Origin of the sequence: Pseudoxanthomonas sp. LjRoot127, from assembly GCF_964253495.1 — a bacterium.
In the GTDB taxonomy this organism is placed as follows: Bacteria; Pseudomonadota; Gammaproteobacteria; order Xanthomonadales; family Xanthomonadaceae; genus Pseudoxanthomonas_A.
Genome location: NZ_CAXUQR020000001.1, coordinates 2,994,071 through 3,005,410, shown reverse-complemented (window position 1 = coordinate 3,005,410; position 11,340 = coordinate 2,994,071). Strand labels below are relative to the sequence as shown.

General features: G+C 61.2%; 8 protein-coding genes and 1 tRNA gene. 5 read left to right on the top strand and 4 right to left on the bottom strand.

The features are described from left to right. Positions 1-18 precede the first annotated feature (18 nt). Both ACSQ19_RS14105 and ACSQ19_RS14100 read left to right on the top strand, forming a co-directional pair. Positions 19-111, top strand: a tRNA-Ser gene (locus ACSQ19_RS14105). Between the two features lie 84 nt (positions 112-195). Next, entirely contained in the window at positions 196-1,704 is a 1,509-nt protein-coding gene (locus tag ACSQ19_RS14100) for a DUF6538 domain-containing protein (RefSeq protein ID WP_435997807.1), read from the top strand. A gap of 484 nt (positions 1,705-2,188) precedes the next feature. On the opposite strand, the gene ACSQ19_RS14095 is transcribed toward ACSQ19_RS14100, so the two are convergent. Then, positions 2,189-3,757, bottom strand: coding sequence for a MobA/MobL family protein (locus ACSQ19_RS14095; protein WP_435997805.1), 1,569 nt, complete (start codon positions 3,755-3,757; stop codon positions 2,189-2,191). A gap of 259 nt (positions 3,758-4,016) precedes the next feature. Between ACSQ19_RS14095 and ACSQ19_RS14090 the strand changes: the two genes are divergently transcribed. After that, positions 4,017-4,280 (top strand): hypothetical protein, encoded by a 264-nt coding sequence (locus ACSQ19_RS14090; RefSeq protein WP_435997804.1) that lies wholly within the window; start codon positions 4,017-4,019, stop codon positions 4,278-4,280. Positions 4,281-4,310: 30 nt separating this feature from the next. On the opposite strand, the gene ACSQ19_RS14085 is transcribed toward ACSQ19_RS14090, so the two are convergent. Then, positions 4,311-5,198 carry a PDZ domain-containing protein gene (locus ACSQ19_RS14085; protein WP_435997802.1) on the bottom strand — a complete coding sequence of 296 codons (888 nt, stop codon included), beginning with the start codon at positions 5,196-5,198 and terminating at the stop codon, positions 4,311-4,313. A gap of 207 nt (positions 5,199-5,405) precedes the next feature. Between ACSQ19_RS14085 and ACSQ19_RS14080 the strand changes: the two genes are divergently transcribed. Both ACSQ19_RS14080 and ACSQ19_RS14075 read left to right on the top strand, forming a co-directional pair. Continuing rightward, positions 5,406-8,804 carry a UvrD-helicase domain-containing protein gene (locus tag ACSQ19_RS14080; protein ID WP_435997800.1) on the top strand — a complete coding sequence of 1,133 codons (3,399 nt, stop codon included), beginning with the start codon at positions 5,406-5,408 and terminating at the stop codon, positions 8,802-8,804. 107 nt (positions 8,805-8,911) lie between these two features. Further along, positions 8,912-9,733: a GIY-YIG nuclease family protein gene (locus ACSQ19_RS14075; protein ID WP_435997798.1), complete on the top strand. Its 822-nt coding sequence runs from the start codon at positions 8,912-8,914 to the stop codon at positions 9,731-9,733. Positions 9,734-9,885: 152 nt separating this feature from the next. Here the strand turns inward: ACSQ19_RS14075 and ACSQ19_RS14070 are convergent, their stop codons facing one another. Both ACSQ19_RS14070 and ACSQ19_RS14065 read right to left on the bottom strand, forming a co-directional pair. Further along, entirely contained in the window at positions 9,886-10,011 is a 126-nt protein-coding gene (locus ACSQ19_RS14070) for a hypothetical protein (protein ID WP_435997796.1), read from the bottom strand. A gap of 11 nt (positions 10,012-10,022) precedes the next feature. Next, positions 10,023-11,180, bottom strand: a complete 1,158-nt coding sequence (locus tag ACSQ19_RS14065; RefSeq protein WP_435997794.1) for a hypothetical protein — start codon at positions 11,178-11,180, stop codon at positions 10,023-10,025. Between the last annotated feature and the right edge of the window lie 160 nt (positions 11,181-11,340).

Sequence of the window (11,340 nt, the reverse complement as noted above, 5' to 3'; positions counted from 1 at the left end):
TGGCCGCGTTCAGGTCCCGGAGAGGTGTCCGAGTGGTTGAAGGAGCACGCCTGGAAAGTGTGTAAGCGTCTAAACCGCGCTTCGGGGGTTCGAATCCCCCTCTCTCCGCCAGATCACGCAAACCCCTGACTCGTCAGGGGTTTTTCGTTTCTGGTCCCGGAAGGATGCAGGACACAAATCGGGACACATCTCCCGATGCGCATTCCCCATCATTTGGTTCGATCTCCGTCTGGCCTCTGGTCGTTCCGTCAGCGCGTTCCCACGGATCTCCAGGACCTAGTTGGCCGCCGGTTGCTCAAGCGCACCCTGCGCACGAATGACTTGTCCGAGGCCCGGCTACGCGCGCTGGTGTTGGCGTCCCGCTATGCTCAAGCCTTCTCAACGCTGAGGGATCGGCGGATGGACAAGCTGGGGAAGAAAGAGGCCGATGAGCTGATCGCCCGACTGACGCAAGCGGAGGGCTTGAAGGACCTTACGCTCCATCGGACACGGGCTCCTGACGGGACCGTCAGTGAGCGCTGGCAGATCGATACCGACGAAGACCTGCGGCTTTTCCAGCAAGCCCAACGCCAGTCGAACGACCCCTTGCTGGATGCGGTCAACTCTCCCCTATCGCCGCGCGACTTCGCGGCGGCCAGGGCGAAGCTAACGCCCATCACGCTGGCGGACGCTCGGGACGGGTGGCTGGCAAGCCTTCAGGGCAGCACACTGCCAAAAACCCTCACGATAAAAAAGACGGCGGTGGAGGCTTTGGTCCGGTTCCTGGGGAGCAAGACCAAGCTGCAGACAGTCACCCGCACGGACCTAGCCCGCTGGTATCAGCACATGCGCGATGAGGGGGCCTCTACCCCTACCCTGACCAACAAACAGTCGTATGTCGGGGGCAGGGGCGGCTTCTTCGAGTGGGCCCAGGCTTCCGGCTACTACCCAAAAGGCGACAACCCCGCTGCGGGACATGTCAGCTACTCCATCCGCGAGAAACGGGCCCGAAAGAAGTTCGGCTTCAAAGCCTATGACGCACACCAAGTCCAGGCGCTGTTCGCCCCTGCGGCGTTTGAGGGCATGGCCCTGTCGGCCCGCTGGGCTGCGGTCATCGGCCTCTATACCGGCGCCAGAGCATCCGAGGTGGGCCAACTTCTGTCGGGGGACGTCATCGAGGAAGACGGCCTGCTCTGCATCAAGGTGTCGGATGAGGGCGAGCACCAAAAAGTGAAGACGGAGGTCAGCCTGCGAACCGTGCCCGTGCATCCGGACTTGCTGGCGCTGGGCTTCCGAGAGTGGATTGATGGGCTGCGGGCGGCCGGTGCTGAGCGCTTGTTCCCCGCTGCCAAAGCCGACGCGAAGAATGGTCAGGGCAATTGGATCACCAAAGCCTTCGGCCGCCACCTGGAGCAGGTGGGCAAGAACTGGCCTGCGGGCAAGCGTGGCTTTCACTCGCTCCGGAAAACCGTCATCCAATGCCTACAAGGCGCGGGTGTGCCTTCCGAGCTGCGCGCTCAACTGGTGGGGCACGAGCTCGACGACGAGCACCACTCGACGTATAGCCGTGATTTCACCGTGCGCGAAAAGCTCCACGGCCCGGGCCCCACAACTCCAGGACTCGATGCGCTGAACTTTGGATTGAATCTTCCCGCACTCGCTCAACTGTTACTCGAGACGGCGCCAAAGCCACGTGCCGGACGCAGGCGCTTGGTAAATAGTTGAACCTGCGGACTAAAGAGAAAAAGTGTGAAAAAGTTCCGGTGCAGAGGTCTTGTGGAACGCGTGAAACCTGTTTGGCTACAAGTCCCTTCCCAAGCAGGACTGTCAATGCCAGACGCACAAATCCGCATCGCCGCTCAACTCTTAAGCGGAAGCCTCAATCGAGTAAGAAGCCTTAGCGCTGACGAGCGAACAGAAGATCTTCGACTCGCGCTTGAGCTGGCAGAAGAGCTCCTTCGGCAACGCGGGCGCGGTGTGCCGACCTTTGAGAACTCACCACCCACGTCCGACCTCAATCCAACGGTCACGGCAACGAAAGAGCGGCTCATCGAACGCGAGCCACTCGCTCCTTTGGACACGCTCCTCGCCAATCGGCGTGGGCGAGCGGCTGAGCCTGCCGAAAAGCCGGGGCGCAAAGGACCCACGATCCACTGAGCTCCCTGCGCCCTTCTCCATAAGAACGCCCCGCTAAGCGGGGCGTTGTCCTTCAATGTAACCGAGGCGAACGTGGTGGATGCGTATTCTGGCTCGCCTTGAGCTTGGACGCATCGAGGGGTCCGAAGGCGGGCGCGAGGGCATCGGACTCGATGGGATAGCTCTTCAGCATCTGCCCGCTCCACTCCTCCACTGCTTCTACGGCGCTCACCAGCCGCTTTTCGCACGCGGCTTCGCCGTCGGGCGACACGGCTTCTCTGGCGACCTTTAGTGAAGCCAAACGCTGTTCAATCGCTGCCAACCGTCGTCCGCGGCGTCTTGCCCATTCTTTCTCGGCACCGTCCGCTGGCTTGGGGTTGGACTCAACGAATTCTTCGAGTGCGCGCTCCGCGCGGTGAAGCAGCTTCAATGCATGGCGCTCGGCGAGTTGCCGCCGCTTCCATTCCGTCGCCCACCGTTTCAGGGTCTTGAGCCGCTTCACGAGTTCCCGCAGGTCGGTGCGCAATCTCGAATGCTCAGCAAAGGTAGCGAGGCGACCGGCGTGATCTTCCAAGAAACGACGGGTGTTCTTGAGCAGATCGAGGACCGCCGCTAGAGCTTCATCGAGCCACAACTGGACTGCCTCACCGAACAGGTCCCGTGCCGAAGGACCTGGCGACCGAGGAGGCACCGCGATCTGTCCGACGGTCAGACCCGCGATTCCGTGAACTCCGCGCATCTGCCCGCCGCCGGGTAGCATCAGGTCGACACCCTGGCGGTTAGCTTTCTGGCGCTCCTGGCGGGCCTGCTCCGGACCGTGCCCATCCGTCGATTCCATTGCCCTGCCCTCGCGCTCAAACGCCTCGAGGAGCTTCTCGAACTCCTCATCGTTCTCGTCTTGGATTCCCGCATTGAGTGCGGCGCGCTCGGCGTCTTCGCCCCGCCGGGCCAAGGCCGACGCGTTCTTTCCGACGTGTTGCGTGGGCCGGCGGCTCAATAGCGCAGCGGACACTACGTCGCCTCGGGCCGTGGCTGCTGCGGCTTGGGCCTCAAGGCTTCGGTGATCCACTTGGGCGCCTACCTGCGCAGCAGCGAGGTGAGCATTGGTCACGCGAGCGACCATCTCTCTAACCCACTCGACCTCCGCCCTCCCCGCCGGCCCGCCGTCCAGCTCTCTGGTTTTGTCCGCCAACCCATCGGCATCGAGTCGGCGGGTGGTGGCGAGGACATGTAGGTGCCAGTTCAAGCCGCCTTTGGCGTCCGGCGAGTGGATGCTCGCCTGAGCGGCGAACTGGTAACGGTCGACCAAGGCGCGGGTGATCTCTGCAGCCAGTGCCGAGCGTTGGGCATCGCTGAGCTCGTGAGGCAAAGCGAGCTCAAACTCCCTTGCCACCGTCGCGTCCTTCCGCCGCTCCGCGTGCTCGGCGGCGGACCAAAGCTGCGCGGGCACCAGTGACCACTCTGGCGCATCGGTCGGGACCACGCAGCGGGTCTCGACAACGCCGCCGCGCCGGCGGTAGTCGTGTCGTGAACCCGTCTTTTCGTCAACGAGCAGCAGGCCGGCGCGGTAGGCGGCTGCGGCGACAGACGAATGGCCTTTGGCGCGGCTGAAGGTTTTGACGCGAGCGTGGTAGATGGCCATGGGAGCTCCTGCTTGTGCTCCGCTCTTTATGCCTTGGGTTCAGATTTTCGCAAGCCGCTCGCGGCTTGGGGTTCAAGGGGCGTAGCCCTTTGCGCACGCATTCCGTAGGAATGCCTAAGTGCGCTCTTGCTCTTCCAGCTTTGGCTCTTATTCTCAGTCGCCGGGGGACTTGCATGGATTGCAGATTTCGCGGGTCCTTTGATCTTGACGCGACCGATTTCTTTGCTTCACTCAAGGAAGATTAGAAGCGGAGATCGGAATGACAGCCCCCAATCACTACCATGATCGAATCCAGCGAGCCACGCAGCAGCTCGCGCAGTTGCAAGCGCGTGAGCTTCTAGCGAGTCAGCGACGAGACTCCAAAGCCAAACAACAGGCGAAAAAGGAAGAGGCACGACGGCGCGCGCGCATCGCTGAGTTGGCATTTCTTGCAGGCGCACAATCACTCGATGATGCTGAGTTCGTTGCAGTGCTTCAGCAGCACATCGAGAACAGGAAAAACCGGCCGCCACTGGAACTTTGAAGAGGCTCCACCCCATCCCGCTTATGACAATCAATCACCTTTCTGCTTCTGCCACCAACCCTGGCCCCCGTTCTGGGTTGGTGAGGCGGGAACAGTTGTCGTAGGACTCGCTGCAGCGGGAGCGATGGGAGTTGCGTGCGCAGGAGCAACCGCAGACGCTGCAGCACTAGGTGCGGTGTTGGGAGCGGGTCGCTTTTGCACCACGACTTCACCCTTGTTGAGCACCTGAAGCTTGGCTTCTCCGATCTGAAGGAAGCCAAGCAACTGGATTGCTGCGGGGCTTTGCTCGGCAAGATGGACACCGCCGATATGGGTTATGACGTCGCCGGGACGCAGTCCGGCCTGCTCAGCAGGCGCGCCAGGCACCAGCTTTTCGATGACAGCCCCGACCTTTCGGGTCTTGCGGGTGGGTTTCTCATAGGCTTGGATGCCCAGCGCGTTGTGTTCCCCGGGCACCATGCGCCCTTCGGCGAAGGCCGCCACCAGCTGCAGGCCCAGGTGGTTCTCGTTGTAGACCACCGGATTGGTGATCTCGACCGAATTGCTGGCGTTGAACATGTTGGTGGCCACGGTCTCGAACTTGTTGCTCACCATCACGTCGGAGCCCATCTGAGCCATCGTGAAGGTCAGCCGTCCCTTGGGCTCCTGCCACCCGCTGTTCCCCTGCGCCATCTGGACGCCAATGGACTGCCAAAACGAGAGGGGGAACTCGTAGACCATGACATTCTGGTCCTGCCGGATCGGGGTTTTCCCCGCAGGCAGCATCATCGCCACGATGGCATTTTGAACGTCTTGGACGCTGCGCCCTTTCACCGTCACCACCGGTGCCGGGGTGGAACCCAGCTTGACCGGATCGGCGTGGGCCTGGCCTGCAATCAACGCCAGCGCCAACGCGCCGGCCAAGACAAAGTGCTTCATCCCCTTCCCCTATTGTTCGGACCTTGGGCATTCTCCCCGGCCCAGTTTACGGGGGCAGGATGACTCCGGCAGCTCTCACGGGATGAGATGCACCTTCGCCCCCCCCCCAGAACGGCATGACCTCGGCGGCCGCCCGGCTTACCATGGAGTAGCCGGAGATTGGGGCAGATTGCACTGCGGCATACCAGGGAAAACATGGGACAAGGAATGGCAAAGGAATGGGGCCCTTCATGGCTGGGCCAGCACCTGACCGGATCATCGGATTGGCGGTTGCGACTGGAGGGCATGGAACTCGTCCTGACGCTGGACGGCCGCACCCATCGGGCCAACGTTGAGGAAACGGCCACTTATCGCGTCCAAGCGGGAACGTTTTGGACGGACATCACCCTCAAACAGTTCGAAGGCCGGGAAGTGAAGGCCGATGGGCTGCCCAACACCCAAGGTGCCGCCCTCTCACATGCAGTGGAAGTGGCTTTAGCCGATAAGCACCTCCGAGACGACATCGCATTCCTGGAATCCGAGCGCCGACCTATCGAACGGTGGCTGACGCTCATGGCCAGTGAGGAAGAGCGCTGCGCCCAACAGCGTCGCTGGTTCACTCACGAAGAACAAGCTGCGGTCATTGCCGCGCGCCCCATCATTGATGTCCAAGGGATGCGTGCTCGCCTTAAGAAGCCCGGCGTGCAGATGCGGTTGGGACCGACTGCAAGGGAGATCGAGCGAGCGATGGCTTCCTGGGAGGGAGACCATCGGCAAGCCTGGGCGGCACTCAACACTGCCCACGTGGAACGCGAATTGGTGGCCTGCAAAGACTTGCTGGACCGGGTGGAGAGCAAACCGCTCACCCCGGAACAGGCAAGGGCCGTGGTGTGCTTCGACAACCGCGTGCAGGTGGTGGCCTCAGCCGGCTCGGGCAAGACCTCCACGATGGTGGCCAAGGCGGCTTACGCCATCCACCGCGGGTTCGTAGATCCCAAGCGGATCGTTCTGTTGGCCTTCAACAAACAGGCCGCTGAGGAGCTCAAGGAGCGCGCTGCCAAAGCCTTCCAGCGGCTGGGCATGGCGGAACTGACCGTGGAGGCCTCAACCTTCCACGCGTTGGGCCTGCGCCTCATCGGGAAGGCCACCAGAGAAAAACCCGATATACCCGAGTGGGCCACGGATGCGGCCGGGGGGGTGCGCAAGCTCACCGAAATCGTGGACGAGTTGAAGGATCGCTCCTCCGAGTTTCGCAGCCAATGGGACTTGTTCCGTTTCGTTTTCGGGAAAGACCTGCCGGCCTTTGGCGCCCCGGAATCTGCCGACGTCTGGGATGCGCAGGGCAAGGGTGCGCTCGTCACCACCCGGGGTGAGCGTGTCAAAAGCCAGGAGGAAGTGATGATCGCCAACTTCCTGTTCTTGAACGGTGTCGACTACCAATACGAACCCCCCTACCAGCACCGCACCGCCGACGAATCTCACCGCCAATACAGACCCGATTTCTACTACCCCGAGCTGGACCTCTACCACGAGCATTTCGCACTCAACGCCCAAGGCCTTCCCCCCCCCGACTTCGAAGGCTATCTGGAGGGCGTCCAGTGGAAACGACAGCTGCATAAGGACATGGGAACCACGTTGTTCGAGACCACCTCCCACGGTCTTCGGACCAAGGTTGATCTCCCTCGCCTCGAGGCCGAACTGACATCCCGCGGGGTAGTGATGGATCCCAACCCCGAACGGGAGATTCCCCAGGGTGGGCAGAAACCCATGGATTCCATGGAGCTTATCGGCCTCGTTCGCACGTTCATGAGTCATGCCAAGAGCAACTGCCTCACCATTCCCATGCTTCGGCAAAAGCTGAGCTCACTTCCTGCAGATGCCTTCAAGCATCGCTATGAAATTTTCCTCGACATTGCCGCCCCGATCATGGACGCCTGGGACAAGGCGTTGGCCACCGAGGACGGAATCGATTTCGAGGACATGCTGAACCAGGCCGCCGAGCACCTAGAGAGCGGTCGTGTGGAATCGCCCTACGACTTGGTGATGGCCGATGAGTTTCAGGATGCATCGCGGGCGCGGGCGCGGTTGTGCCGTGCGTTGGTCCAGGCGCCGGGCCGGTTCTTGTTTGCGGTGGGCGACGACTGGCAGTCCATCAATCGGTTTGCCGGCGCCGACGTATCGGTGATGACGGGCTTTCGGGAGTTTTTTGGCCACGGCCAGGTGCTCAAGCTGGAGCAAACGTTCCGTTGCCCTCAGGCGTTGTGCGATGTGTCTAGCGCGTTTGTCTCCAAGAACCCCGCTCAGATTGCCAAACGCGTTCATTCGACGACGCCTCCTCAGGGTCCGGTTCTTCAAGCGTTCCAGGTGGACAGCAAGGAAAAGCTTGCCGATGCAATCGACCGGTTCGTGGTGAATCTGGGCGAACAGGTGAGGGACGGGACGATTCCACCTGGCCGAAACGGAAAGGTGTCGGTTTACGTGCTGGGCCGATACAACGCAGATCGGCAGTATGTGCCCACCAACCCACACCGATTCAACCGCTGGGTGGACGTGTCGTTCCTGACCATCCACCGCTCCAAGGGTAGCGAAGCGGATTACGTCATCTTGCCGGAGATGCTTACCGTCCTGAAGGGACGCAGCTTCCCCAACACCCGCACTGACGATCCGGTGCTGGCCTTGGCCATGCCCCAGGGAGACACCTTTTCCCTTGGCGAGGAACGCCGGCTGTTCTACGTAGCCTTGACCCGTGCCCGGCGCAGCTTGGCGATGTTTACTGCCAGAGGCCAATGCTCGACGTTCCTTAGAGAACTCGAACAAGACGGCGCGGTGGTGGTCACCGACACGGACGGCAAGACCGTTCGAGAGGAGACTTGTCCGGCATGCAAGCAAGGCGTGCTGGTGCTCCGCACGGGGCCTTACGGAGAATTTCGCTCCTGCTCCAACTTCCCCTCGTGCAGCTACAAGCCAAAGCGGCGTGGCGTGGAACCGTCTCCGCTGGCCCCACCACGCCCTGCCACGCGCAGTCAGCCCGTGCCTCGACCCGCGCCGCGTGTTGCAACCCCGACCCGCACGCCACCTGTCCTAGAAGAACCCAAGAAGGGCCCGCTGTCGTTCTTGTATAAGGTCAACCAAGCTGTGGGAGAGATGTCGCATTCCTTAGAGCGCTCCGTCGCGCTGCAATCGGCGACAGCCGAATTGTCACGTCACCTCCAAGCAGAGAGGAGGGCGATAGAAACCGCGCTCAAGTCGTCCCAACACGCCTTGGACTTGGAGAGCCAGCTAACGACCCGAGGTCCCGAGTTTCGTGCGCGGTTTGAACAATCGTATGCAGAACTCCTGAGGATCCAAGCATCCGGACCGAAGGCATCCGAAGCAGCGATTGAACGCCATCCCTTGCCGGATTTCAAACGCGTCGGTTCCCACGATCACCCCGAAATCCAGCAGGCGATCTCCGCCAAGGTGGACGGACTGCGCGAGGACCGCAATGCCTTCTTGTCCACCGCCCACGGCCAGCTGGCCCGCAACCCGGCACTGCTGGCGTCATTCACTGCAACGCTGAGGCAAATAAACGGAGAGCACTACTGGGCCGCGCTCGACCCCACCGGAACGCTGAAACGAGGAACGTAATCGATGCCGCAGACACGCACCAAGCACGATGGCATGAAGCATGGGTAGTCAGCCGACGCCGTCGCCGCGGCGGCGTGCATGGCCCGTCACGCCCAAGGTTTGCTTCTATGAATCTATTTGACTTGCTCAAAGTATGGGAACCGACCTTCGAAGCTAAGAAGGCCAAGGTCCATCTGGCGCGTTACACCGGCAAGGAGCGCCCACTGGACGTATTCCTAGAGGGCCAGTTCGACCAATGGCAACGCTGGCAAAGCAAGCGAAACTTCCAACGCGAGTTTGTCGTGTCCTTGGTCAGCGCGGGATCGCCCACGCGCTGGCTCTACGCCGGCCTTTTCCGCTCCCTCGACCACGTCGAGGAGTTCGATCCGAAGCCTCACTTCTATTACACGCTGGAACGGGTTCCCTCTTGCGAGGAATGGGTAGGGCGTCTCTACCTCCAAAGCCGATACACAGAGCGCCACTCCTACCCCAAGGGCGAAACACTGGCCGATGACTTGACGGTTACAGAACTGTTGGCCGAGCGGTTGTCCATTTCGGACTTCCCGGGCTTCAAGGCGGTGAATCTGACCAAGGCGCAATTGGACACCGTGGTGCGCCACCAAACAGCGGCCTGGCGCGCCGCCTTGTCCTCCGTGAAGGGGATCTACGTCATCACCGACACGACCACCGGTCGGCTCTACGTGGGGAAGGCGTCGGGTGCGGACGGGATCTGGGGCCGCTGGTGCACCTATGCGGCCAATGGGCACGGCGGCAACATAGCCTTGAGAAAGGAATTTGGCATCGAAGCCACGGAAGAGCGTCGGCACGCGCTACGTTTCGCAGTCTTGGAGATCGCTGATCTGTCCGCTACCGAGGATGACATCTGCGAGCGTGAAAGCCACTGGAAATCCGTGCTGTTATCCCGTGAGCATGGCTACAACCGGAATTAACAACAAAGCCCCCAGATGGGGGCTTCGGTCGTCGGCGCTTGAGTGGGGATTGTCGCCCCCGTCCCCCATTTTCGGGTGAAGTGGCCAGGACGACGAGGTCATGGTCCGACAACGCGTGGCCAACTGCCATCAGCTGCCCCACCTAAGCGGGGTCAGACTTCTCCCCGCTCCGCTTCGGACTTTTCCGCCAGCCACTGCTCCACGGTCTTGCCCTTGAGTTCCTCCGCCAGTTGACTGGCACACAACATCGGGCCCTTCGAGCGGAAGTTGGCCACCATGTGCGCCCAGCTCAGGCGGCGGCATTGTCTTCCTCTTCTACGACCAAGAAGGAGGCTAAGTTGAGGATCGACACAGCACGCAAACTGTTTACTTCGGTGCCATAGTTCGGATCAGTGCCGTGTAGCACCGCATGCCGGTTCAATCCATCGAAACCGGCCGGAAGAAGGTCGGTATTGCGGGTCAACGGGATGTCGGCGTAAAACGCGGCCATAAAAATGCGCCGGGTGTCATCATCTGGCAGGCTGGCCAGCACTTCCTTCAGATTCGAGCTGGCCTTCCGGGAGAACAGTTGGCGCTTGTGCTTGTCCTGGACCACACCCTCCGCTTGGGCAAGAATCACAGGGATGCTCAAAGAATATCGGCCTTCCCGATGAGCAGCGAAAGCATCGGTGATGATAGACGCCCGCGCCGGATGGCGCTGGACCATGGCTTTCTCGATCTCCTCCAGGCGATCACGGAAGTAGTCAATAAGCCATTCCTGCGCCTCCGCTTCCTCTCCTGACTCAAACGCCTCAACCAAATCCACACCCCAGGTATGGGGCATCTCAGGATCCAGACACCAACCGCGCTCCATCAACACAGCCAACTGCGCGCGCAGGCGCGCCGGCATTTCCTCTATCTGTCGACTAAAGTCGTCCAGTAACGAGCGCCAGTGCTCGAACTGCTGGCGTTGTTCCTTGTGGTAAGTCGCAAGCCAGTCACGCGCATCTGGGAACGGTTGCAGAAACTCCTGTAACTGCCGCTGGTAATCGGTCGCCTTCTGAGCCAAGACATCCTTGAAATCCGTCATCGGATCGGTGATCGACTTCAACTGATCGCGGAACGTCTCCATTGGATCGCGATACATGGCCGCGATCTCTCGAGCTCGCAGAATTGGCTCCATCCGCGCGGCCTCTACTTGCTGGCGCGCGTGCTCCATCGACCCCCTGATCAAAGTTTCCATCTCTTCGCTCGCCCTCAGCATCGGCTCCAGCCGTGCGGCTTCCAGTTGCTCGCGTGCCAGCTTCATGGGGTCCGCCAGTTCCTCGGCTTTATGCAACGAATACAGGAGCTCCCTGGCGTGCCGCATTGGATCCATCAGTTCTCTTGCTTCGCGCAAGGGGTCGGCAAGCCTAGCCAGCCGCTGAGCCTCTTCCCGTTGGCGTTTTTGCAATTCGTCGCCGCTCATAGGCCTATCTTGACACCGGCCACCCGACGGCGCGATAACTCCCCTGCCGCGTGGGGACATCCCCCGGTGTATTGCCTGCTTAGCTCAAGGCAACAGGTGCCCGATGCGTTCTCGCCTAGAGACGTCGGGAAGCTATTTCCTGTTTTTCCCGAGACTAAGC

Coding starts and splice junctions, on each gene's coding strand:
- ACSQ19_RS14100 (WP_435997807.1), top strand. CDS start 196: ATGCGCATTCCCCATCATTTGGTTCGATCTCCGTCTGGCCTCTGGTCG.
- ACSQ19_RS14095 (WP_435997805.1), bottom strand. CDS start 3,757: ATGGCCATCTACCACGCTCGCGTCAAAACCTTCAGCCGCGCCAAAGGC.
- ACSQ19_RS14090 (WP_435997804.1), top strand. CDS start 4,017: ATGACAGCCCCCAATCACTACCATGATCGAATCCAGCGAGCCACGCAG.
- ACSQ19_RS14085 (WP_435997802.1), bottom strand. CDS start 5,198: ATGAAGCACTTTGTCTTGGCCGGCGCGTTGGCGCTGGCGTTGATTGCA.
- ACSQ19_RS14080 (WP_435997800.1), top strand. CDS start 5,406: ATGGCAAAGGAATGGGGCCCTTCATGGCTGGGCCAGCACCTGACCGGA.
- ACSQ19_RS14075 (WP_435997798.1), top strand. CDS start 8,912: ATGAATCTATTTGACTTGCTCAAAGTATGGGAACCGACCTTCGAAGCT.
- ACSQ19_RS14070 (WP_435997796.1), bottom strand. CDS start 10,011: ATGGTGGCCAACTTCCGCTCGAAGGGCCCGATGTTGTGTGCCAGTCAA.
- ACSQ19_RS14065 (WP_435997794.1), bottom strand. CDS start 11,180: ATGAGCGGCGACGAATTGCAAAAACGCCAACGGGAAGAGGCTCAGCGG.